General features: G+C 61.1%; 21 protein-coding genes and 1 pseudogene. 13 read left to right on the top strand and 9 right to left on the bottom strand.

What is annotated here, in order from left to right; genetic code table 11:
* The first annotated feature begins 71 nt into the window (after positions 1–71).
* A complete protein-coding gene (locus FJ970_RS28980; RefSeq protein WP_140756790.1) occupies positions 72–743 on the top strand; it encodes a class I SAM-dependent methyltransferase in 672 nt (223 codons plus the stop codon).
* Positions 744–862: 119 nt separating this feature from the next.
* On the opposite strand, the gene FJ970_RS28975 is transcribed toward FJ970_RS28980, so the two are convergent.
* From FJ970_RS28975 to FJ970_RS28960, 4 genes are read right to left on the bottom strand one after another with little or no spacing between them, the layout of a single operon-like run.
* Positions 863–2,059 carry a glycosyltransferase family protein gene (locus FJ970_RS28975; RefSeq protein WP_140756792.1) on the bottom strand — a complete coding sequence of 399 codons (1,197 nt, stop codon included), beginning with the start codon at positions 2,057–2,059 and terminating at the stop codon, positions 863–865.
* Positions 2,056–3,300 carry a glycosyltransferase gene (locus FJ970_RS28970; protein WP_140756794.1) on the bottom strand — a complete coding sequence of 415 codons (1,245 nt, stop codon included), beginning with the start codon at positions 3,298–3,300 and terminating at the stop codon, positions 2,056–2,058. The genes FJ970_RS28975 and FJ970_RS28970 overlap by 4 nt, the downstream gene beginning before the upstream one ends.
* Before the next feature lies 1 nt (position 3,301).
* A complete protein-coding gene (locus tag FJ970_RS28965) occupies positions 3,302–4,516 on the bottom strand; it encodes a glycosyltransferase family protein (protein WP_140756796.1) in 1,215 nt (404 codons plus the stop codon).
* Positions 4,513–5,001, bottom strand: coding sequence for a hypothetical protein (locus FJ970_RS28960; protein WP_140756798.1), 489 nt, complete (start codon positions 4,999–5,001; stop codon positions 4,513–4,515). Before FJ970_RS28960 ends, FJ970_RS28965 begins: the two co-directional genes overlap by 4 nt.
* Positions 5,002–5,937: 936 nt before the next feature.
* Between FJ970_RS28960 and FJ970_RS28955 the strand changes: the two genes are divergently transcribed.
* The gene (locus FJ970_RS28955) at positions 5,938–6,192 is read left to right on the top strand and encodes a hypothetical protein (RefSeq protein WP_140756800.1); all 255 of its coding nucleotides are present in this window, start codon (positions 5,938–5,940) and stop codon (positions 6,190–6,192) included.
* A 292-nt stretch (positions 6,193–6,484) separates the two neighbouring features.
* Here the strand turns inward: FJ970_RS28955 and FJ970_RS28950 are convergent.
* Positions 6,485–6,813, bottom strand: a pseudogene (locus FJ970_RS28950) (proline racemase family protein); the annotation flags it as partial.
* Between the two features lie 406 nt (positions 6,814–7,219).
* On the bottom strand, positions 7,220–8,170 hold the full coding sequence (locus FJ970_RS28945) for a LysR substrate-binding domain-containing protein (protein WP_227791948.1): 951 nt from the start codon (positions 8,168–8,170) through the stop codon (positions 7,220–7,222).
* Positions 8,171–8,472: 302 nt separating this feature from the next.
* On the opposite strand from FJ970_RS28945, the gene FJ970_RS28940 reads away from it, so the two are divergent.
* The 7 genes from FJ970_RS28940 to FJ970_RS28910 all read left to right on the top strand — a co-directional run bounded on the left by FJ970_RS28940 (position 8,473) and on the right by FJ970_RS28910 (position 16,761).
* On the top strand, positions 8,473–9,426 hold the full coding sequence (locus tag FJ970_RS28940) for an ABC transporter substrate-binding protein (RefSeq protein ID WP_140757055.1): 954 nt from the start codon (positions 8,473–8,475) through the stop codon (positions 9,424–9,426).
* Between the two features lie 73 nt (positions 9,427–9,499).
* A complete protein-coding gene (locus FJ970_RS28935) occupies positions 9,500–10,387 on the top strand; it encodes an ABC transporter permease (protein ID WP_140756804.1) in 888 nt (295 codons plus the stop codon).
* On the top strand, positions 10,380–11,426 hold the full coding sequence (locus FJ970_RS28930; protein ID WP_140756806.1) for a quaternary amine ABC transporter ATP-binding protein: 1,047 nt from the start codon (positions 10,380–10,382) through the stop codon (positions 11,424–11,426). The genes FJ970_RS28935 and FJ970_RS28930 overlap by 8 nt, the downstream gene beginning before the upstream one ends.
* Before the next feature lie 121 nt (positions 11,427–11,547).
* Positions 11,548–12,651, top strand: a complete 1,104-nt coding sequence (locus FJ970_RS28925; RefSeq protein WP_140756808.1) for a glycine cleavage T C-terminal barrel domain-containing protein — start codon at positions 11,548–11,550, stop codon at positions 12,649–12,651.
* Positions 12,648–14,264, top strand: coding sequence for an AMP-binding protein (locus FJ970_RS28920; RefSeq protein WP_140756810.1), 1,617 nt, complete (start codon positions 12,648–12,650; stop codon positions 14,262–14,264). The genes FJ970_RS28925 and FJ970_RS28920 overlap by 4 nt, the downstream gene beginning before the upstream one ends.
* Before the next feature lie 56 nt (positions 14,265–14,320).
* Positions 14,321–15,049, top strand: coding sequence for a crotonase/enoyl-CoA hydratase family protein (locus FJ970_RS28915; protein ID WP_265336206.1), 729 nt, complete (start codon positions 14,321–14,323; stop codon positions 15,047–15,049).
* Positions 15,050–15,057: 8 nt separating this feature from the next.
* Positions 15,058–16,761 carry an acyl-CoA dehydrogenase family protein gene (locus FJ970_RS28910; RefSeq protein ID WP_140756814.1) on the top strand — a complete coding sequence of 568 codons (1,704 nt, stop codon included), beginning with the start codon at positions 15,058–15,060 and terminating at the stop codon, positions 16,759–16,761.
* A 34-nt stretch (positions 16,762–16,795) separates the two neighbouring features.
* Here FJ970_RS28910 and FJ970_RS28905 read toward each other — a convergent pair whose 3' ends face one another.
* From FJ970_RS28905 to FJ970_RS28895, 3 genes are read right to left on the bottom strand one after another with little or no spacing between them, the layout of a single operon-like run.
* The gene (locus tag FJ970_RS28905; RefSeq protein ID WP_140756816.1) at positions 16,796–17,881 is read right to left on the bottom strand and encodes an ABC transporter substrate-binding protein; all 1,086 of its coding nucleotides are present in this window, start codon (positions 17,879–17,881) and stop codon (positions 16,796–16,798) included.
* Entirely contained in the window at positions 17,878–19,269 is a 1,392-nt protein-coding gene (locus tag FJ970_RS28900) for a sensor histidine kinase (protein WP_140756818.1), read from the bottom strand. Before FJ970_RS28900 ends, FJ970_RS28905 begins: the two co-directional genes overlap by 4 nt.
* Positions 19,256–19,930: a response regulator transcription factor gene (locus FJ970_RS28895; RefSeq protein ID WP_140756820.1), complete on the bottom strand. Its 675-nt coding sequence runs from the start codon at positions 19,928–19,930 to the stop codon at positions 19,256–19,258. Before FJ970_RS28895 ends, FJ970_RS28900 begins: the two co-directional genes overlap by 14 nt.
* Before the next feature lie 276 nt (positions 19,931–20,206).
* On the opposite strand from FJ970_RS28895, the gene FJ970_RS28890 reads away from it, so the two are divergent.
* From FJ970_RS28890 to FJ970_RS28875, 4 genes are all read left to right on the top strand, one after another.
* Entirely contained in the window at positions 20,207–21,181 is a 975-nt protein-coding gene (locus FJ970_RS28890; RefSeq protein ID WP_140756822.1) for a Bug family tripartite tricarboxylate transporter substrate binding protein, read from the top strand.
* A 93-nt stretch (positions 21,182–21,274) separates the two neighbouring features.
* On the top strand, positions 21,275–21,733 hold the full coding sequence (locus FJ970_RS28885) for a tripartite tricarboxylate transporter TctB family protein (protein ID WP_140756824.1): 459 nt from the start codon (positions 21,275–21,277) through the stop codon (positions 21,731–21,733).
* Positions 21,734–21,771: 38 nt separating this feature from the next.
* Positions 21,772–23,313, top strand: a complete 1,542-nt coding sequence (locus FJ970_RS28880) for a tripartite tricarboxylate transporter permease (RefSeq protein WP_140756826.1) — start codon at positions 21,772–21,774, stop codon at positions 23,311–23,313.
* A 39-nt stretch (positions 23,314–23,352) separates the two neighbouring features.
* Entirely contained in the window at positions 23,353–23,619 is a 267-nt protein-coding gene (locus tag FJ970_RS28875; protein WP_210243032.1) for a hypothetical protein, read from the top strand.
* The last annotated feature ends 4 nt before the right edge of the window (positions 23,620–23,623 follow it).

Below are 23,623 nucleotides of genomic sequence, written 5' to 3'. Positions count from 1 at the left end.
CACGGAAGTAGTGCTGCGCTCAGCAAGATTGCGTTGTGTCGCCCGAAATCCCAACATACAAGGCGAATATGATGGATGTCACGCAACCGCGCAATGCCGGCATGGACGGGCACGAGCAAGCCTTGGACCTCACCCGAGGAATTGCGGCCTATGTCAAAAACCCTCTCGTGGCAGGGCTGGCGCGCGTCATCGCCAAGCACCCGAACGCCGATATCGCCAACGCCTTCAATCACAAACAGGTCGCCTGCAAGATGTGGGCGCTCGATAGGCTGTTCGAAAGCTGCGGCGGCCGGTTCGGGCGCATATGGGTTCTGGGTGGTTGGTATGGCGTGTTGCCGGCAATGCTTTTCAACGATGCCCGCTTCGACATCGCGGCGGTCGATAGCATCGACATCGATCCCGAAGTCGCGCCCGTCGCCCGGACCCTCAATCGGGAAGCCGGCGACCGGTTCCGGGCGCTGACGGCAGATATGTATGCACTCGACTATGCGGCCGAGCGGCCCGACCTGACGGTCAATACGAGCTGCGAACATATAGCCGATCTGCGCGCCTGGCTTGCTCTGCTTCCGCTGGGCACGAATGTTCTGCTGCAATCGAACGATTATTTCAGCGAGCCGACGCACGTCAACTGCGTGGCTTCGCTGGCAGCCTTCGAAGCAATGGCGGCGCTACGGCAGGTGCGGTTCTCCGGCGAACTGCCGACAAAAAATTATACGCGCTTCATGCTGATCGGAACTGTCTAATGCATTTCGCCCAAAAATTGCGTAGCGGTTTTGGGACTACGACATACATAAAAACAACGGCTTGAACCGCGTCGCACGAGATAGAGCGGTTCTGCGTTTCCGTGAAACGATAAACCGTTCTAGGATGCATCGTCCGTTTGATCATGTACTTTTCCGAAATCCGGTCCCCTTTTTACGGGCCATGTTCGATACCGCTCGCGCAGGATTTGCGCCGAGTGGCGGGCGCCTTCCAGATCGAGACGATGCGCGGATGGTCTCGGTGCCACAAGCGCCTCTTTGATCGCTTGCGCCAAGCCTTCAGGCGTTAAGTCCCTTTCCATCACAACCGTCGCAAGACCGAGTTCTTCTAGCCTCAGGGCGCGAACCGTTTGTTCTGTTTCCCCGCCGGTTGCAAATGGGACGAGCAGGGAGCGACAACCCGCGCGCAGGACATCGCAGACCGTGTTGTAACCAGCCTGCGAGACTGACAGGCGGGCGCCGGTCAGCAGGCTGGCGAAATCTTCGCGGAACCGGAAGATCGACAGGCCCGGCGTGACATCGCGTGCGATCGCGTCAAACTCGTCTTTCGGCAGGTTTGGGCCGGTGATCAAACACCATTTCCAACCGTTGTTGGCACTCCGCGCCGCTGCGATGGTGGAGCTGACAAGGCTCTTTCCGGCAGCTCCGCCGCCAACTGACACCAGAACGTCGAAGCGCTCGGAGGCCGCGGGCGACGACGGCGCGGCAACGAGCCCCGTGTAGGTGACCTCGGCCTTGATCGCCCCGGCCAGGGGAAATGTCTTGTCGATGGTTGCGAAAGCCGGGTCGCCGTGGACCATAACCAGATCGAAATGCCTATTGACAAGATCAACCGTTTCCTCATTTCGGCCCGGCTTGACGCGCTCCTGAAGGATATCACGGACGGACGTCGCCAGCAGCGGTCTGGGCGACATTGCGTCGATGGCCTCGATCAGCGGCAAGAGTTCGAAACGCATCTGCCGACGTCCAAATGGAAACGCCTCGACAATGACGATATCAGGCCCGCAATCCCTGAATGCCTGCAGCAGCATCTCCGAACGCCGTTTCTTGAAATCATCGTCGATGGGTTTGCCCTGCAGGTCGACAAGTCCGGAAAATACTTCATCGCCGGAGGTAACAGGTGGCAGGGTGACAGATTTTACTCCCAGTCCCGGAAACCCCGCGACCGGAGCTCCGCCGGTCACGACGGTTACGTCAAACCCGTCATCGACCAGAGCCGCCGCAACGCGGCTGGTGCGTGCGAGATGGCCGATACCGAGCAGGTGCTGGACATAGAGGAAGGCACGCAGCTGCTTCAATCGGCGGCCCGCCACTCGCGCTCGAACAGTTCCTTGAGCTGTCCAATGCTCGCCATATGATCGAAATTGCCGCGCACATGCCGCTCTGCGGCGTCGCCGAGGCGGGCGCGCAGCACGGGATCACGGATCAGGCGCTCCAGCGCTTGTGCCAGGGCAATTGGGCTACCGGTCGGTACCAGCAGCCCGGTTTCATCCGGCGATATAAGCTCCGGCACACCAGAAACATCGGTGGACACGCAGGCAAGCCGCTGGCTAGCTGCCTCCACAAGAACATTTGGCAGACCGTCCCGGTCGCCATTTGCCGTGATCCTGCAGGCCAGGGCGAAGATGTCGGCGCAGCGGTAGTGCTCAAGCACCTGCTCCTGCGCAAGCGCGCCTTTCCAAGAGACGCGATCATCGAGGCCGAGCTTTTGCGCCAGCGCCTTGAGCCGTTCCAGTTCCTCGCCGTCGCCGATATGCTCGAAACGCCAGGCCAAATCGCCAGGCAAGAGGGCAAGGGCCTCCAGCAAGGTATCGTAACCTTTCTTTTCGACGGCGCGCCCGACACTCAGAACGACAACCGGTCCGCTCGGCTCCGAGCCGTCATGCTGTTTTCGCGCCTCGCCGAAACTGCCGAAGCGATGAAGGTCGAGCCCATGATAGCTCAGATGCACAGACGAGTTGCCGTTGGCGAGCTTTTTCAGACGATCGAAGCCGGTCTTCGTGCAGGTGACTGTCCAGCGCGCCGAGGAAAGTTTGCCAGCCAGATCCCAGTCCGCCGAAGTCCAGATGTCCTTGGCATGGGCTGAGCAGCTCCAGGGCAGGCTACGAAGCTGGCTGGCATAGCGCGTCACCGATGCCGGCGTGTGCACGAAATGTGCATGCAACCATCCCGCATCTTCCGGCCATTCGGCCGCCAGCACGAGTGCTTGCCCGAAGCGGCGTACGCGATTGCGCGTAAAGTCGCGGGGGATATCGGCGGCCAGCGATCCGAGCGCGCGCCAGAAGCCCGGCCGCGGCAAATAAGCAAACAGCGAGCGAAGCACGCGTAGCGGCTCGTCGTGCAGATATTCCGGCAGGTAGTGGACGGGCGCTTTGATCTCGTCATGCACGGGGTGGCGTTTTGCGTCGGTGGGCCGCCTGAGCGCGACGAGTATCAAGTCGAATCCCGCGCGTTCCAGACCGAGCAGTTCCTGCGCGATAAAAGTTTCCGACAGCCGCGGATAGCCCTTCAGAACCACGACGATCTTGCGATGTTGCAAGTCAGTTGATTCCTTCAATGACCGAAAGGTGATGGCCGGCCCGCCGGGCGAGCAGTTCCGCGACAATCTCGGAAATATGAGGCAGCCCTTCCAGCGTCAGATGCGGATTACTCTGTGAGGGGCGGGACCGGCCCGGCAGCGCCACTAGTGCATTGGCAAACCGCTGGGAGTCCTTGGCTTCCTCCGGCAAAAGCATCTCGATGAGGCCGAGTTCGGCTGCGCGCCGAGCGCGGATCAGTTGTTCCTGGCGGGGCTCGATGCGCGGCACGATCAGCGCCGGCTTGTCGAAAGATAATATCTCGCAATAGGTGTTGTAACCGCCCATCGCCACTACCGCCTTGGCGCCGGCAATCAGGTCTTCCATGCGGTTGTCGAACTCGATGATCTTGATGTAGGGGATCTTGGACCCCTTCTTGAGCAGCTTGTTGCGCTTGCGCGCCGGCATGTAAGGCCCAAGCACGATCAGCGCCCTGTGCTGCAATCGCGGATCCTGCTGATAGGCATCGATGACGTCGTGAATCAATTCGGCACCGTCGCCGCCGCCACCGGTGGTAATGAGGATATAGTCGCCCTCGGGCCGGTGGCCGGGCAACTCGTTCCGCTGCAGGCTCCGTTGCAGGAAACCGACGAAACTCATCTTTGCCCTGACAGCCGGCGGCACATCCAAGCCGGTCAACGGATCGTAGAAATCCGGCGGCCCATAGGCCCAGACCTTGTCGTAGAACAGGCCTATCTTGCGCATCACATCCCTGCGCGCCCACTCTGCTTCAAGCAGGTGCGGCGCATCCATCACCTCGCGCAGGCCAAGCACCAGCGTGGTGCCCCGCGTCTTGAGGTAGGACAGCGTATCCTCAATTTCACCGCGCAGGCCGAGCGGTTCCTTGTCGACGATGAAGATATCCGGCCGGAAGGTCTCGGCTGTGTGGCGGATGATCGACTGGCGCAGCCTCAGCGTCTCATGCAGATCGATATCCTTTTCCAGCGAGGTGTATTCGCCGTTGCGCAACTTGATGACGCTGGGGATCTTCACGAAATCGACACGGGCGCGGTAGTCGAAGGCGCCAGCGATAGTCGCACCCGAAATGATAAGCACCTGAAGTCCGCGGAAATCCTCGACCAGCGAATGCGCGATAGTCCGGCAGCGCTGCAAGTGGCCGAGCCCGAACGTGTCGTGGCTGTACATGAGAATTCGAGCGTTTTCTGCGTGCTGGGTCATTGTTGAACGTCTCTTAGAATTCTCGCCTTGAGGACCGTGAGCGACGCGCCGGCTTCGAAATCATCCTGATTTTGAAAAATGAGGCCGCCATTTTCAATGTGTATTTCTTCCGTGGAAAGCTTGTCAGATAGGCTTTCTGATTGTTGAGTTGGCGAATATCGCCTCGGCAGCAGCGGGCCGAGACTCGCTGTTGTCGATTTGGGAAGGATCGAAGGAATGTGGTATCCAAAAGGTCGGCAGAAATCACCCTCGTGATTCCAAAAAGTTCCGGTGTCTCCGAACTCCATTGGTTTCGGAGCGGTGAAGGCGAATTCCGCTATCCTGCCCATATAGCCAATTGATCGGTCGCCGGGCGTCGCACGGCCCATATTGTTGTAGACCTCATTTCGCGCGCCATTGCTCTTGGTCTTGGGGGACCAAAGGTGCTGCCTATCAATCTCTTGACTGGCGGTCTTATGGTGATTCACCGACCAGAACTGAGCCATCTGTCGCCCAAGCTAGCCGGAATTTCAGCAAGAATCGAGTGGATGCCAGCGCTCACAACGCACCGCCCGCAGGAGGGCGTGTGCAAGACCAGTTGCTTGTCGATCGCTGTGGCCTTCTAGTTGGGCCGGCAGATCGACCATGGTGCCGAAAGCAGTCCTCGGCGCCGCCGACGAAGAAGTGGATGGGGACATCCTTGCACCACGCCGAGCGCCTGCCGGCAGTGTCGAGATGGGCGCCGTGGTGGCCGCCAACCAGCAGCTGTTATCAACGCGGTCACAACCATCAGCGCGCGCATCATGGCCTAAGCTCTCGCCCGTGCCGTGCCCGCGGCTGGGCGGCGGCGTATCGCTGACTATTTGAAGTGTCCGGAAATGCGAAGTTTCGCTAGCAGGATTGCGGGGCCGCGGTACGCGGCGCGCTACGACTTCTCGGATCCTTACGTCGCGCCAGCCTGCTTGCCGCACGAAGGCCTATCCGCGCCATGCCGAACAAAGCGGCATGGGCCGGCCTGCTCGAGCAGGATGGCCGTTGAGGTGATGGGGGATAAGACAGACAACCTCTTAATCTCGATAAGCGCCGACCTCTCCACCATAAAGCGCAATCTTAAGCAGCCGATGGGCGACTTAGGCCAGACCACTTCAGGCACCTAGAAGAAGCAGTTCGACAGGCTCGGCAAAGGCATCGACCCGTCGTCCACTCCGATGCAAAAGCGCATCAACGAATAGTTGAGTTGGTCTGCCATTTGCTCCAAAGTAGAAAGAATGGCGTGGAGCGCTTGCCGATGCCGGGACTAAACAGTTCCTTCCGAGCGAGGGCCTCAACGGTATTCAACGGTTTGATCCAAAGGGGAGCGAAAACAGCCATGCCTCGGAGCCACTTTAGCGCAAGCTGATTAAATCGTGGTTGGTAGCAATCGCGGGCGCGAGTGTCGCAGTATGGAGTTGAGACTATCTCTGGCGGATCGGTTTGTCTTCCAGCATGGTCATGGCCCAGGTGCCATTCAAAGCGGCACGCCAGCTTGTCACATTGCGGCACCAGGAACTATTTTTGGAACCGTCTTGGGACTGATGGGCGGCTTCGCTATGGCTGCTGTGGTATGCGGGAAGCCCGCAACCCTGCTGCTCATTGAAAACCATCTGTACAATCTGCTGGCGGTAGTGGAACGGAACCGCGCACCAAAGGAAATTTAGGGTTGCTAGCTGGGTTTTCTATCTGAATGCAAACGGCGGTGATTTTCCCGAATCACCGCCGTTGATGCAACCAAGCCACAGGGAAGGACGGCTAGGCACATGAGAACGATCACCAAATTAAACCTACCGGTGAGTCCGTCAAGTCGTCCCGTGGCCACATGTCGTAAGCACATGAGTTGTCCGGATTAGGTAGCACATGAGTTGTCCGGTTTTATCGCCAGCCAAAGGAGGCTGGGGATGAGACCGACAGCATGGCTACAGGGCCGGGGAATGCAGAAGTTTCGGGACGTTTTTCCTGGCGGAAGGTGTCGCCGACCTTCAGTCGGCCTTTCCCATGAAGTTGCGCCATGCGAGCCGAAGTGCCGGTGCCGCCTGACGAACGGTCGATCGCCTTGTCGCCGTAAGATGCCGCGCCGCGGCCGTCGGCCTTGCTACTCGAGGGCCTGTCGCACCAGATGACGTGGTGCACGCCGCGTATCCTCTCGTCTTCAGGATGAACTGGATTGCAGACGGTTCGAGCGCGTCGAAGAGACTGCGACTGAACTCCACGATGTCACTGGCCGACATCCCATCCAAGCCCTGCCACGAGGCCTGCGGCTCGACTACAGCGTAGTAATCACCCCGCTAACGGGGCCCTGCTCCCTACGCTTGTTAATGCATGTCGCCCGGAAGTGTCCTCGGTTCTTGGATAACGACATGCATAAAATCAGAAGCTTACAGCAGGTCGGGCGAATCCTATTCGCCGCGACATGCTGTAGGCGCCGCGGAACTCTCCGACTGACGGGATATCTTCAAGGGTTCGCAATCTGAAAATAGGGCGCGATCTCGCGCGCGCTCAAGCAATCCGCCTTCCAATAGCTCAATATTGCGGATCGCTACTGCGCAACCGATTGGATGGCTTGGATATGCCCGTGAATGAACGCCGCACTCGGATGGTTTGATCGGCGAAGGTCATCGAACAGGCGGCTCGATACCATTACGCCAAGTGAAAAGCGGCGATATGGCAGCTTACAAACAGACACGAACTTCACAATGAGTTGCCCTGGGATGTCGTCTTCTTATCGACCAAGGACTGGATCACAAGCCTTCCGATCTTGCTATCCAGAAAATCCTGCCGTGCGACCAAGAAATACCCTCGTTCGGATGAGATCGGTTCTGGATCCATTGCAATCAGAAGCCCATTCGCGATCATCTCGTCGATCACGCCGCTCCAGCCCAGCCCAATTCCGTACCCCATCAAAGTCTGATGAATGGCAATGCCATGGTTGGTCACTGTGATGCCAGCATTGATACTCTGACTGTCCGGCGACCTTAGGTCCCGCCAGTCCGACCAAGTGAACCAGCGCTGTTCTCGATCCTCAAGGTGGATCAAAGGCCCCTGAGCGAGCATTTCGGCGCGAGAAACGCCGGCAAGGCGCGAAGCGAGAGCGGGCGCTGCCACCGGAACCACAATTTCCTGCATCAGCAAGCGGCTTTCGTACCCTGACCAATCGCCGCTGCCAAAAAGAATAGCGCAGTCCACCTCCTCCAACGGAATGTCTTGATCGCGTTCCGCCGTCGTTACCCTGACAGCCAGATCGGGATAGAGGCGCCTGACTCTCTCCAGACGCGCCATAAGCCAGAACATGGCAATGCCCGGATAGGTCGCGAGCGTCAGGGCATCCTGTCGATTATTTCTTCGGAGCTTGGCGCTCGCCCTGGCCATATCCGAGAGGCCGTTCGCTATCGTCTGGTAGTACGACAGCGCCTCGGCAGTTGGCACCGTGAGCGAGCCCTTCCTTTCGAACAGCTGGACGTTGAGGTCTCTTTCCAGAGCATGAATCTGGTGACTGATGGCGGGTTGGCCGACATTCAGTTCTCTTGCCGCCCGGGTAAAGTTCCCGAGCCGGATACAGGCCTCGAAAACACGCAACGATTTCAAAGGAGGTAAATCATGCATTCTGGAGTAGCCATTTTGCCTGTCGATGCCGAACGGCAATGTGAAGATTAGCAGCCATCATCAAAAAAAGTAATGCACCGATGAATCTTATCTGCCTGTCCATGCCTCAAGCCGGGTGAGAAAAACAGTCTGGGAGAACGGGAATGGGAGTTGGCCCGGCCTCGGCCATCGCCGGCTTGGAGGAAGGCTTTCATAGACGAAAGCTGGCGCTGTTCTCGATAGCTGTTTGAGGAGGCGGTGGTCGTCAAATAGCGAAGTCTGCATCAACCGCTTGGGAGGAAGAAATGAAATACAGACACATTGTTGCATGCCTCGCCGGAACAACCCTCGGCCTTCTGTCGATGGCATCGGCATCGCTTGCGGCCGGATGCGGCGAAGTGACAATCGCCACGATGAACTGGCAATCCGCTGACGTGGCGGCCAGTCTCGACAAATTCATCTTGGAGAAGGGCTACGGCTGTTCCGCTGAAATCGTTTCCGGCGACACCGTGCCAACCCTGACCTCGCTCGCCGGCAAGGGGCAACCGGATATCGTTCCCGAGGCCTGGGTCAGCCTGCAGCCGGAACTGGTCAAAAGCGCTCTGGACGGAGGCAAGGCGATAGCCGCATCGAAAATCCTTTCCGACGGGGCGATCCAAGGTTGGTGGATTCCGCAATACGTCGCCGAGGCACATCCTGACATCAAGACGATCCCCGACCTTTTCAAGCATCCCGAACTCTTTCCCGCTCCGGAGGACAAGAGCAAGGGTGCCGTCTACAATGGTCCGCAAGGCTGGGGCGGTACGGTCGTAACCACGCAGCTCTTCAAGGCGTTCGGTGGAGAGAAAGCCGGTTTCACGCTGATCGACACCGGATCCGCGGCCGGGCTCGATGGCTCGATCGCGAAAGCCTACGAGGCCAAGCAGCCCTGGGTCGGCTACTATTGGGCTCCGACCTCGCTCCTCGGCAAGTACCCGATGGTCAAGCTCGGGTATGGAGTTGACTATGATGCAGCTGAATGGAAGCGCTGCACATCGATCGGCGACTGCCCCGACCCAAAGCCGAATGCATGGCCCGCAGACGACGTGCAGACGCTTGTCAGCAAGACTTTCGCCGATCGCGCCGGTCCGGCAATCATGGACTATTTGAACAAGCGCGCATGGTCGAACGATACCGTCAACAAGCTGATCGCCTGGATGACGGACAATCAGGCGACCGGCGAGGACGGCGCCAAGCATTTCCTCAAAAACGATGAGGACATCTGGAAAGCCTGGGTTTCTCCCGAGGTGGCCGAAAAGATCAAGGCCTCCCTCTAACTGCCCGCGCAAGCGGTCGAGGGCGGCATCGCTGAGCTGGCGCCGCCCCGCCTTTTCCACGGGGAAACTGGGAATGGATTCGTTCTGGAAATTTCCGACGATGGACGCAGATACGCTGCGTCTCTTGAAGAAGAATATCGATGAAGGCTTCCGTGCATTCACACGCGCCTACGGCGACAGCATAGAGAGCCTTTTCAACCCGCTTCAGAGCTTCCTCATCTGGGCTGAACGCCTGCTCCTCGCAACCCCATGGCCGGTCGTGATTGCGGCGGTCGCGGTCATTGCCTGGATCGCAAGTCGCAGCATGAAGATTGTCGCAGGCTGTGTCGTGACGCTTCTGGTCATCGGCTGGTTCGATATGTGGGATGACACGATGAAGACGGTGTCGATGATCTTCGTCTGCACCGTGCTTGCAATCGTGATCGGAATACCGATCGGGATCGGAATGGCCCGTTCGAACCGGTTGCAACGCATCGTCAATCCGGTACTCGACGTCATGCAGACAATGCCCAGCTTCGTTTATCTGATCCCAGTCGTCATGTTGCTGGGGATCGGCCGCGTGCCCGGCGTCATTGCGGTCGTTATCTACGCTGTTCCGCCGATGATACGTCTTACCAATCTCGGAATTCGTATGGTCGACAAGGATGTGCTGGAGGCGGCGGACGCCTTCGGCTCATCGAGCTGGCAGAAGCTGCGCAATGTCCAGCTCCCGCTTGCGCTGCCCACGATCATGGCAGGCGTCAACCAAACGATCATGATGGCGCTTTCCATGGTGGTGATCGCTTCGATGATCGGCGTGCAGGGGCTCGGCCAACCGGTGCTCAAGGCAATCGCCAACCAATACTTCACTCTGGGCGTCTTCAACGGCCTCGCCATTGTCGGTATCGCCATCATCTTCGACCGCATCAGCCAGGCATACGGCAGCCGCCTGCAAAAACACCGAGAGATCGTCCATGGCTGAAGCGAACCAGCCCGGGATCGACATCAGGAACCTCTGGAAGGTTTTCGGACCGAATGCCAAAGCCATGGTTCCCTTGCTGGAGCAGGGGACTTCCAAAGCCGAACTGAACGGGCGCCACGGCCACGTCCTCGGTCTCAGGAACGTCAACATCACCATGCCGGCCGGAGCGATACAGGTCATCATGGGCCTTTCCGGCTCCGGCAAATCGACGTTGATCCGCCACATCAACAGACTGGTCGACCCGACCGCGGGCGAGATCCTGGTTGGCGACGAAGACGTCGTGCAAATGGGGGCTCATGAACTGCGCGAGTTCAGGCGGCATAAGACGGCGATGGTGTTTCAGAAGTTTGCGCTGCTACCGCACCGCAACGTGCTGGAAAACGTTGTCTACGGCCTGGAGATACAAGGTGTGCCGCGACGCCGGCAAGTCGAGGCGGCCACCCGCTGGGTCGACCGTGTGGGTCTTGCCGGTTTCGAAAAGCACTATCCCAACCAATTGTCCGGGGGCATGCAGCAGCGTGTTGGGCTTGCTCGGGCGCTCGCAAACGATGCTCCGATCCTGCTGATGGACGAGGCGTTTTCGGCGCTCGATCCCCTCATTCGCACGGACATGCAGACGGTGCTGCTCGATATCCAGAAGGAAATCAGGAAAACCATCGTCTTCATCACCCACGATCTCGACGAGGCCCTTCGGCTAGGCGACCGAATCGCCATTCTGCGCGACGGGGAAGTGGTGCAACAGGGCACCAGCCAAGACATCGTCCTGCGACCCGCAGACGACTACGTCAAGGCGTTCGTCAAGGAGGTCAGCCGGGGCCGCGTCGTCTATGTCGAGGCAGTCATGGCGCCGTTCAATCCGGAGGATCGGTCGTTGGCTACCGTGCCAAGGCAAACGACGCTTGATGCCGCCGCGAATGTGCTGATGCAGCATTGCTGTGAGCATCTCACCGTGATGGACGAAGCCGGAACGCCGGTCGGCCAGATCAGCCTGCGACAGCTTTTGCGCGCGATCGTGACTCCGGCTGATGACATCGGTTGAACTGACGGCCGTTCTCTGGGCGGCACATTTCTGTCAAGATATCGCGGCCGCGAGGGCAGCGTAACCGCAAGAACCGGCAATCGGAATTCCCGTGCCCGTCGGGACGCAACAGGAGACCTCGATGTTTTCATTTTCACCGACGGCACGTGTTCGACCGTCCCCCTTTTTCGAGGCCGCGGTGGCGGAGGGCATGGTGGCCGCGAACGTCTACAACCGAATGATCATGCCGACGTCCTACGGCGATCCCGAGGGCGAATACTGGCGCCTCATTAACGGGGTTTCACAATGGGATGTGGGCGTGGAACGCCAAGTGCAGCTCAAGGGACAGGACGCCGGCCGGCTTGCGCAGATCCTGTCGCCGCGCGATCTCTCCACTTGCAAGGTCGGCCAGGGCAAATATGTGCCGCTTTGTAATCATCGCGGCACGATCATCAATGACCCTATCCTGTTAAAGCACGCCGACGATCTCTTCTGGTTTTCAATCGCGGACTGCGACATGTGGCTGTGGGCAAGCGCCGTCGCGGCGGAGCGTGGTCTAAAGGTCGATATCAGCGAACCCGACGTTTCTCCGATGGCTCTTCAGGGACCCAAGGCCGAAGACGTGGTGGCCCACGTCGTCGGCGATTGGGTACGCACGCTCAAGTACTTCTGGTTCAAGGAAACCGAGATTGAAGGCATTCCCGTCGCAGTGCAGCGGTCGGGGTGGTCCAAGCAGGGCGGGTTTGAGATCTACCTGAAGGATGGCACGAAGGGCACGAAGCTCTGGAACATCTTCAAGGAGGCAGGCAAACCCTGGGGGATCGGACCGGGAGCGCCCGCGACGGCCGAGCGCACGGAGAGCGGGCTGGTTTCCGTTGGCGGTGACACCGACGAGGATACCAATCCCTTCGAAGTGCGGCTGGGCAAATATGTGGACCTCGATGTTGCGGACGATGTCGTCGGCATCAAGGCGCTACGCAGGATCAAGGCCGAGGGGCCGAAGCGGCACCAACTGGGTCTCGTGCTCGACGGTGCAACGGCGGCACCGCTCGGCACGAAACGCGAGGATATCACGCGCGACGGCTCCATGGTCGGTGTGATGACCAATTGCACATGGTCGCCTCGCATGAAGGCGAACATCGGATACGCCCTTATCTCCGCCGGCATGAAGGCGGGCGAGACTGTCGTCGTTCACCGCGCCGGCGGTCCGACCGCCGCGCGGCTTGTGGAACTCCCATTCCTATGAACACCGAAGCACCCTACCTACGACCAAGGCCCGCAAACTATGTCCCGCTGACGCCCCTTTCATTTCTAGGGCGAACGGCCGAACTCTATCCAGACCGATTGGCGCTTATCGATGAGGATCGACGCTTCACCTGGCAGGAGGTGCGCCAACGCTGCGAAACTCTGGCCGCCGCCCTCATGGATATCGGTGTCAAGCCGGGTGACGTGGTTTCCGTGCTTGCTCCGAATACGGCGGAGATGTTCGAGGCGCAGTTTGCTGTCGCAATGGCCGGCGCCGTTCTTAACACCATCAACATCCGCCTTGATGCCGACACGGTGGCCTATATCCTGGACCATGCGGAAACCCGGGTCCTGATGCTGGACAGGCAGTTCGCATCGACGGCTGAGGAGGCGTTGCAGCGCACCAACTGCGGCCGACCCGTCATCATCGATCTCGGCGGGCCAGGGGACGCCCTGCCAGGCAGCCAGCGCCATTCGGATCTGGTTCGATCCGCGCCCGCCGACTTCCACCCGGTGTTCCCGACCGACGAGTGGCAGACCCTGTGCCTCAACTATACGTCCGGTACCAGTGGCAGGCCGAAGGGGGTGCTCTACCATCACCGTGGCGCCTACCTGATGGCGCTCGGTACCATTGCCGGCTGGGGTCTGGCGGGTCATCCGACCTATCTCTACACAGTGCCCATGTTCCACTGCAATGGCTGGGGCCATGCGTGGACCATGACCGCGCTCGCCGCGACGATCGTCTGCTGCCGGCAGATATCGGCCAAGGCCGTTTACGATGCCATCGGTTCCTTCGGCGTCACGCATTTCGGCGGTGCGCCAATCGTGCTGGGCATGCTGGTCGAGGCCGCGGAAGCAGAACGGCCGGTGCTTCCGCACAAGGTGCGGGTGATGACGGCGGGGGCGCCTCCGCCAGCGGCGATCCTCGAGAAAGTCGAGGCATTGGGCTTCGACGTCATGCAGGTCTACGGCCTCACGGAAACATACGGCCACGTCGTTCAGTCCATTTGGGAGGAAGAGTGGAACGAAATGGATGTCGCGCAGCGCGCGACGATCAAGGCACGCCAGGGCGTGCGTTTCCCGATGATGGAGACTGCCGAGATCCGGGATGTCGAATCGGGAAAACGTCTGCCGAAGGACGGGACCGCGATGGGTGAGATCTTGTTGCGTGGCAACACGATCATGAAAGGCTATCACAAGGATGAAGCGGCTACGGAAGCAGCCTTTGCCGGCGGCGTGTTTCATAGCGGCGACGTCGCCGTGCAACATCCCGACGGCTTCCTCGAAATACGCGATCGCTACAAGGACATCATTATCTCCGGCGGGGAGAACATTTCCTCGATCGAAGTGGAATCCGCCTTGTATCGCCACCCCGCCGTCAGCGCCGCCGCTGTCGTGGCCAAGCCGGATGCCAAGTGGGGCGAAACGCCCTGTGCCTTCGTGGAATTGAAGCCGGGTGCGAGCGTCACTGCTGACGAGTTGAACCAATTTTGCCGCCAGCATCTTTCCGGCTTCAAGGTTCCCAAGAGCTACGTCTTCGGGAGCTTGCCCAAGACCTCAACGGGAAAGATCGAAAAATACAAACTGCGTGAAAAAGTGAAGACAACACCATGACGAAACCGAACTACATCACCATCGAGACGGACGGCCCGGTAACGATCGTAACGCTGGTGCGCGAGGACCGGCGCAACGCAATCAGCGAAGATATGCTGCTGGAAATCGAAAACGTGTTTCGTGCGCCGCCGGAGGGCACGCGATCCTTCGTGCTTGCGGCTAAGGGCGACCACTTCTGCGCTGGGCTGGATCTTCGCGAGCACTATGACAAGGACCGGTCTCCGATCGAGTTCATGACCATGTGCCAGAAATGGCACCGTGCTTTCGATATCATTCAGTTCAGCGGAATCCCGGTGATTGCCGCCCTGAAGGGAGCGGTCGTCGGCGGAGGGCTTGAACTGGCAGCGGCGGCCCATGTACGCATCGCCGAAGAAGGAACCTTCTTTGCCCTCCCGGAAGGCCAGCGCGGCATTTTCACGGGCGGCGGGGCGACCGTGCGCGTGGCCCGGATCGTTACCCCGGCGCGCATGGTCGATATGATGCTGTCGGCCCGCACATACGATGCGCGGCGTGGCCTGGACCTTGGCCTGTGCCATGAAGTGGTGGAGGCCGGGCAAGCATTGTCGCGCGCCAGAGAATTGGCCGCACAGGTCGCACGTAATCCGCCGACCACCAATTTCGCCATCGTCACCGGCATATCCCGCATCAACGACATGTCCACCACGGACGGCCTGTTTGCGGAGGGCCTGCTCGCAATGGCGGTTCAGACCAATCCGGAGATCAGGGATCGGCTGGAGGCGTTCTTTTCCAAAAAGACCAAGCGCCTCGAACCCGGCACGAGTTGACGTTCGCGATGACCTACAATCCGCCCATCCCCCAAATCCTTCTGGCGATGCAGACCGCCGATCGGTTTGCCACGACGCAGAGCGGGGACCTTTCCCCCGAAGACGTCCAGGCCATCCTCTCCGAAGCAGGGCGTTTTGCGAGCGAGCGCATCGCGCCCTTGAATCCGGTTGGCGACCGAACCCCTTCGACCCTCGACGAAAGCGGAAAGGTGACCACGCCGCCGGGCTGGCGCGAAACCTACCAGGCCTGGTGCGAGGCGGGCTGGAACAGCCTTACAGGACCAACCGAATATGGCGGCCAGGGGCTTCCGATCTCGCTGGCCGTGGCCTGCACCGAGTTCTGGAATTCGTCCTCCATGGCTTTCGCCCTCTGCCCGCTTTTGACTGCTGGCGCCATCGAAGCCATCTCCGAGCACGCCTCTCAGGAGCTCAAGGACCGCTACCTGCCCAAGCTTGTGTCCGGTGAATGGACCGGGACAATGAACCTGACGGAGCCACAGGCCGGTTCCGATCTTTCAAATCTTCGTTGCAAAGCCAAACGGACGGGCGACGGCAGCTACCGCATTACCGGCAACAAGATCTTCATCACCTATGGCGAGCATAATTGCTCGCCGAATATCGTACATCTGGTTCTTGCACGGCTGGAGGATGCGCCCGCGGGCACGCGCGGCATTTCCCTGTTCCTGGTTCCGAAGATCCTTCCTGACGGCTCGCACAATGATCTGCGGTGTCTTTCGCTCGAGCACAAACTCGGCATTCACGGCTCGCCCACCTGCGCCATGGCTTATGGCGACAACGGAGGCGCAAGGGGCTGGCTCATCGGCGAGGAGAATCGCGGTCTCAATTGCATGTTCACGATGATGAACAATGCGCGGCTCCTGGTCGGGACCCAGGGTGTCGCGCTCGCGGAGCGGGCGACGCAGGCGGCCTTCGCCTATGCAAGGGAACGTCTCCAGGGCAGCGCCCCGGGTAGAGATGGAACTACAAGCCCCATCATCCGCCATCCCGATGTTAGGCGAATGCTGCTCGAGATGCGAACCCGGACGGCCGCGGCGCGCATGCTGTGCATGGCGACGGCTTCCGCGCTCGATTCAAGCGTGAACGCGCCGACAGAAAACGAAAGGCACCGCGCCTATGCGCGAGCTTCGTTGCTGACGCCTTTGGCCAAGGCGTACTCGACGGATATCGCGGTGGACGTGACCTCGACCGCAATCCAGGTTCACGGCGGCATGGGCTACGTCGAGGAGACCGGTGTGGCGCAATACTACCGCGATGCGCGCATTCTTCCGATCTACGAAGGCACGAATGGCATCCAGGCTATCGACCTCGTCACGCGCAAACTGCTCCTTGGGGGCGGTGAGACGCTGTCTCAGATTTTGGAATCTTGTCGCAGGACATTGTCCGCCTTCGAAAGCTGTTTGCCGGCCATGGAGGCTGTAGCTGACACGGTGGATTTGGCGAAAATGCTCTGCGATGCGCCCGGTAGTTCATTGTCACTCGCGGTTGCCGTGCCATTCCAGCGTGCCTTGGCCAACGTTGTCGCCGGTGCTCATCTGGCTGAAGCCGCAGCGCTTGCACGAGGCGGCGCGCTTGAGACAGAAGCTGCAATCAACGCAAGGTTTTTCATCGCCGTTGAATTGGTATCGGCAGTTGCTGCGGCGAAGGCGTCATTATCCGGCGCCGATGCGACAGATTCGGATGACCTTGAATAGTCGGTGTACCTGAGCCGCGCGACTGGCATAGAAGTCAGGGTGACGGCTTGGCGATCAAGCTCGCCCAGTCGGCGATGAAGCGCTCACGCAGAATCCTGTCCTGAGCGGCAAGCAGGGCGGGGCCGATGCGGATGGGCCGTCCTATGCCCGATTCCATCAGTGCCGCCGGCCCGTCGACACCGTCGGGCAAGGGCGATTTCTCCGAGAAGAAAAACGCCTGCTCGCGGGCGACGCGCTGGCCGCGCTCGGACAGCAGATAGTCGAGAAACCGCGCCGCGAGATCGCGGTTGCCGGTGGTCGTTGGGATCATCACGCCCCTGGACAGGATCAGCGCGTAGTCGCGCGGCACGACGATCTTCAGGTTGGGGTTCTTGCGGTAGGCGGCATAGGCGTAGGACCCCAGAATGTTGTAGGCGATACGAATGTTGCCGCTGGCGACTTCGCCGAGAACCTCGGCGTTGCAGCAACGTTTGACCGCTTCCGCCCGGCTGAAGCTTTCCAGCAGCCGCCCGTAGATCGTCGGCGCCTGGCGTGCGTCGTTGAAGGCCAGCAGATAGCCGATGCCGGAGGCGGCGACATCGTAGGTGCCGATGCGGCCGCGGTAGACCTCGGGCTTGCGGCGCAGAAGATCGGCGAGCTCGTCATGTGTATGCGGGACGTCCCCGGGCGGTACTTTCGTGGAATCGTAGACGATGACGGCCGGCTCGAAGGTGAAGCCGTACACCTCCTCGCGCCAGTCGGCCCAGGCCGGCGCCGATCGCGCTTCGGCCGAGACATGCTGCAGGGCGCAGCCGTCATTAGCCAGTTTCACCAGTTGATCCACCGACGACGACAAAAGGATGTCGCCCGGCCCGCTGCCCTGGCGGCACGCCTGCTCCGCCTCGCGGAACAGGTCGTTGGTGACGTAGTCGGAGAGCTCCACCGACACGCCGGGCGCAATTTGCTGGAAGTCGAGGACGAGCGGCCGCATCGCGTCGAGATCGGTCGCTGCATGGATGGTCAGCACGGCCGACTGCGCCTGTTTCGACTTGAAGAACACCCGGTCGCCTTCGACGGCGCTGGCGACGCCGGCAAACAGCAGCAGGGCCAGGGCGCACAGCGTGGCCAGGGTCGCTCTCATGACCTCTCCTGCGCGTGAAGCGGCAATTCCAGCACCACGGTGAAACCGTGTGCACCGGTCTTCTCGCGAAATCGAAGCGCGCCGCCGAGAACGGCCGCGACCTCGGAAGCGATGGCGAAGCCAAGTCCTGCGCTGCCCTCGCCACTTTTGGTGGAGGTAAACCGCCTGGTCAGATGGTCGAAGTCCGCCGCCGACAGACCTGGCCCGTCATCCTCAACGGCGACTATCGCCAGCCCATTGCCGGTGGCGACGCGCACTTCGAGCCGGGAGATGGTCCCATGGCGCAAGGCATTGTCGATGACGTTGACGATCGCCTCGCGCAGGCTGAGCGCATCGCCGAGAACGGTCACCTCCTCGTCCGGGGCCTCGAAGGAAACGACGATGTCCGGATCTATGGTGATCGGAACGGCGGCACGAAAGGCCTTGCGCGCCGCTTCGGTCAGATCGACCGGCGCCAGTTGCGCCGAATCGAACCGGTGTATGACCATCGCGTGGCTGAGCAGCTGATTGGTGAAGCGCGACAGCTCCGCCGTGCGGTCGCGCACCCTTGTCAGATGGCGGCGGTCGCCTTCGGACAGGCGTTCGTCATTGATCAGGCTCACCTGTGCCGACAGGGCGGTAAGCGGTGTGCGCAGCTGATGGGCACTGTCGGCGACGAAGCGTTGCAGCAGCTTCATCCGGTCGTCGAGCCGGTTCATGAAATGGTTGATTGAAGCGACGAAGGGCGATAGCTCGCGCGGCACCGCCACGGCAAGCGGCGTCAGGTCTTGCGGATCGCGCGAGCGCAGCGCCTCGCCAAGATCGGCCACCGGACGCAGCGAATAGCGCACCGCCAAGGCCGAGCCGGCCAGTGCCAGAACGCTCATGACGGCGACCAAGACGCTGGCCCGCAGCGTCAGCTGCGACGCCAGCTCCGCCCGCGCTTCGGTGGTCTGGGCGATGATGATGTGAGCCCATCCGGACACCGCCGGATCGGACAGTGCGCGACCGGTGACCGCCACCCGAACCGGCACGCCGCGATAGACGGCCGAATGGAACACCGGGCTTGACCGTACCTTGCCAAGGTCGATCCCGGGCGGAAGATCGTCATAGCCGGTCAGCGTCCGGCCCGACGGCGCCATCACCCGATAGAAGATGCGGTCCCGCCCGGCCAGGCCGAGCAGTTCGAATGCGGACGGCGGCAGATCGAAGGTAAGCGTTCCCTCCTCGACCGTCAGGCTCTCGGTCATCTGGAACGCCGCGCCTTGCAGCAGGCGATCATAGGCATCGTCGGCGGCGGCACGCGCATAGTACCAGGCGGCGGTGACCAAAATGGCCGCACCCACCGCCAACACCAGCGCGACGCGCAGCACCAGCCGCGAGAAGAGGGAGCGCTCAATGCTCTGCATCGGAGACAAGCTTATAGCCGATGTGCCGCACGGTGACGATGTGCGCCCTGGCGCCTTCCAGTTTCTTGCGCAGGCGACCGATATAAAGCTCGATCGCGTTGGCGCCGGCGGCCTCGTCGAAACCGAACAATTGGTCCAGCAATTCGTCCTTGCCGAAAACCCGGCCGGGTTTGGCCGCCAGGATTTCGAGAAGGCTGATTTCGCGCCGCTTCAACTGCACCTCGCGCTTGCCGACGCGCACGCTGCGGTTGGCCCGGTCGAGCACGATATCGCCGCAGACGATCATGTTCGTCGCCTCGCCGCTACGCCGGCGCATCAGCACCCTTGCGCGCGCTTCGAGCTCGCGAAAATCGAACGGCTTGACCAGATAGTCGTCGGCGCCGAGATCCAGCGCGCTGACGCGGTCGTCGACTTCCGAGCGCGCGGTCAGCATCAGCACCGGTACGGCATTGCTGCCTTGCCTGAGCCGTCGCAGGATCTCGAAGCCGTCGAGACCCGGCAGCATGACGTCGAGAATGACCAGGTCGAATTCAGTGAAGTCGAGAATCTCCGACGCTGCATCGCCGTGTGTTTCCCAATCGACGGTGTGTCCGACCGCTTCGAAGCGACGGACGATGGCCTCGCCGACATCGTGGGTGTCTTCGACCAGCAGAATACGCATCAGCAACGTCTTGCACTGAACCCGGCGACGTTCAAGCGCCAAAGCCGCTACCGGCGGGCATGACAGCATGGTGACAGTTTTGAGGTGTATCAGACCTGCGTCTGTCCGCGGCACGAGGAGTGTGCGGACATGCGCGGGGGAGGAGAGCCCCGAAAACAGACGAGACGTTTGATCGAACGCGGCCGGTGCCGCGGCGACCAGAGGCTTCGTGCACTCGCCCGCCGCTGGCGGGACGGTTTTCCGGTCCCGGTATTCCAGGCCCATGAGGAGAAAACGATGATCCGATTTCTGACTAAAATGGTGGCCGGTGCCGCCCTTGTGGCGGTGGCCGCGGGCGGCATGGCCCTGGCCCAACCGGCAAAGCCGGAATGCCTCGCCGGCGCCAAACCCGGCGGCGGCTTCGATCTCACCTGCCGGCTTGCCGCCAACGCGTTACTCACCACCAAGCAGATTTCACAGCCGATGGCCGTGACCTACATGGAAGGCGGGGTAGGCGCGGTTGCCTACAACCATGTCATTGCCAAGCGCGCCAAGGACGGCAATCTCATCACCGCCGCTTCGTCGGGCTCGGCGCTGCTGATCGCCCAGGGCAAATTCGGCCAGTATGACGAGAACGCCGTACGGTGGCTCGGCGCGCTTGGCGCGGATTACGGGGTTCTCGTCGTGAATGCCGACTCGCCCTACAAGACGCTCAAGGATCTCGTCGACGCCTACAAGGCCGATCCGTCTTCCTTTGCCATCGCCGGCGGTGGCGCCGTCGGTTCGCAGGACTGGATGAAGGCCTCGCTTCTCGCCAAGGCCGCGGGCCAGGAGCCCAAGCAGATGCACTACGCGGCCCTCGAAGGCGGTGGCGCCGTGCTGACGGCGCTCGAAGGCGGGCACGTCCAGGTCGGATCGGGCGATGCCGCCGAAATGGTCAAGCATCATGTCGCCGGCAAGATCCGCATCCTTGCCGTCATGGCACCGCAGCGGCTGACGGGCGCATTGGCCGACGTTCCAACCGCGCATGAACAGGGCTTTGACATCGATTGGCCGATCTGGCGCGGTTACTACGTCGGCAAGGATGTCTCCGACGCCGATTTCGACTGGTGGGTGAAAGCCTTCGAGGCTGCCAGCAAGACCCCTGAATTCGCCAAGGAGCGTGAGGAGCGCGGCCTGTTCGAATTCACCATGGTAGGCAAGCCGTTCGAGGAGCGCGTCAAGGCCGACGTCGTGCGCTTCAAGCAACTCGCCAAGGAAGCCGGGATGTAATTCCCTCAAAAGGCAGCGGACCCTCCCCGGATTGGAAGGTCCGCTGCCGACTTCTGGACGAATGAGTTTCAAACGGACTGACGGAGGCCCGCAATGTCCGACAATGCCAGAACTGCTCTTGTGATCGGCCGAATTTCGGCATTGTGTCTGTTCGGCCTGGCCGTTACCTATGGCGTCGGCGGCGCCAGCATCGAATACGCCTTCTCGTCCGACCCGCTCGGGCCTCGCGTGGTGCCGGTGGCCTTGGCCCTCATTCTCGGACTGCTGTGCGTGTTCTATGTGCGCTCGCCCGGCACCGCCGAGGCGTTTCCATCCGGACGGCTTTTGTGGCGGGTGCTCGCCATCCCTCTGGTGCTGGTCTTCTGCGTCGCGGTCTTCGAGACGGCGGGTTTCGCGATCTCCATCTTCCTGCTGACCCTCGGCACGGGCCTGATCTTCGGCGCGCCGCTCGGTTACGCGGCGGCCGGCGCGGCCGGCCATGCGGCGCTGTGGTGGTTCATCTTCTCCTACCTGCTGCAAGTCTATCTGCCCACGGGCACACTGTTCGGCTGATCGCGGATCGGCCGCTCCTTGCGGGAAAGGCAAACATCATGAATCTCGATTATCTCTGGCATGGGTTTACCGTCGCCCTGACCGGTCAGAACCTTCTCGTCGGCCTGATCGGCTGTTTCATCGGCACACTTGTCGGTGCGCTTCCCGCCATCGGCCCTATCAACGGCATCGCCCTGTTGCTGCCGATCGCCTACACGATGGGCCTTCCCGCTGAAAGCACGATGATCCTTTTGTCGGCCATCTATTGCGGCGCCGAATATGGCGGTCGCATTTCGTCGATCCTGCTCAATGTGCCAGGCGATGCCGGCGCCGTGATGACGGCGCTCGACGGCTATCCGATGGCGCGGCAGGGACGGGCCGGCGAGGCTTTGACGCTGTCCGGCATCTCGTCCTTCGTCGGCGGCATTTTCGGCTCCATCGGCCTTGCGCGGTTCGCGCCGGTTCTCGCCCGCCTGGCGATCGGCTTCGGCCCGGCCGAATATTTCGTGCTGATGGTCTTTGCTTTTGCCACCCTCGGCTCGATGGTCGGCAGCCAGCCGGTCAAGACGCTGATCGGCTGCACGCTCGGCCTGATGCTCGCCACCGTCGGCCTCGACGCCACGTCGGGCGCCTACCGCTTCACTTTCAATCAACCCGAACTCGGCGACGGCATCGAATTCGTGGTGCTGGTGATCGGCCTGTTTTCGATCTCGGAAGCGCTGGTCATCCTCGAGCACCAGGGCCGCGGCTTCACCGTGATCCGCGAACTCGGACGCATGACGGTGCGCGCTGCCGATGTCGCGAGATGCACGGGCACCATGCTGCGCAGCTCGGTCATCGGCTTCGTCGTCGGCGTGCTGCCCGGCACCGGTGCTTCCGTTTCCAGCGCCATCGCCTACACCACCGAGAAGCGCCTGTCGGACACAGAGGACACCTTCGGCAAGGGTGACGTGCGTGGGTTGGCGGCGCCGGAAGCGGCCAACAACGCCACCGCCTGCGGCGCCTTCGTGCCGATGCTGACCCTCGGGATTCCAGGCTCCGGCACCACTGCCGTCATGCTTGGCGCCTTGATGCTCTACAACATCCAGCCGGGGCCGATGCTGCTTACAGAGCGGCCGGAGATCGTCGGTGGCCTGGTCGCTTCGCTGTTCATAGGCAACTTTCTGCTGCTGCTGCTCAATCTTCCGCTGGTCAATATCTTCGCCCGCGTGCTGACCGTTCCGAACTGGCTTCTGGTTCCCGGCATTCTGGTCCTGTCGATCGTCGGCGTCTATTCGACCCACGCCTCCGTCTTCGCGATCTTCCTGATGCTCGGCATCGGCATGGTCGGCTGGCTGCTGCGTAAGGCGGGCTTCGACATGGCACCGATCATCCTCGGCTTCGTGCTCGGCCATGTCATGGAAATCAATCTGCGCAACGCGCTTGCGATCAGCGGCGGCGAGCTGTCGATCCTCTTCTCCAGCACCATCTGCATCGTATTGTGGGTCATGGCGGCAGCGGTGGCGGTCCTGCCGACGATGCTGTCCTGGCGTTCGCGGCGATTGAAGATGGCCCGCGCCACTCGGATGCCGGCAATCGACGGCGCCCCCCGACTCGATTGAGCCGATCCACCGCCGGCGCACCTTGCGCCGCCACACTGGATGGAACAGAGCGGGATCGATTTCGGTGTCTTTACCTGTGATCCGCCGCTCGCCGGTTTTTACGCCCGGGCGGGCGCATGGCTGATCATGCCGGATGCAGTTCTGATCGGCAGCCGGGCAAGGGATGCCTTGCGCAGCGACACGCTGGGGAAAGTCGTGTTGACGCGTCTTTTTTCGTCGAAGGCCATTACGGCCGAGTTGGAGATCACCCACTCGACGGTCGAACTTGACCTCCCGGTCGGGCAGTTTTGGCAAGCTCGTATTTGAAGGA

Source organism: Mesorhizobium sp. B2-1-8, assembly GCF_006442545.2.
Classification (GTDB): Bacteria; Pseudomonadota; Alphaproteobacteria; order Rhizobiales; family Rhizobiaceae; genus Mesorhizobium.
This window is presented reverse-complemented; position numbering and strand designations above follow the sequence as displayed.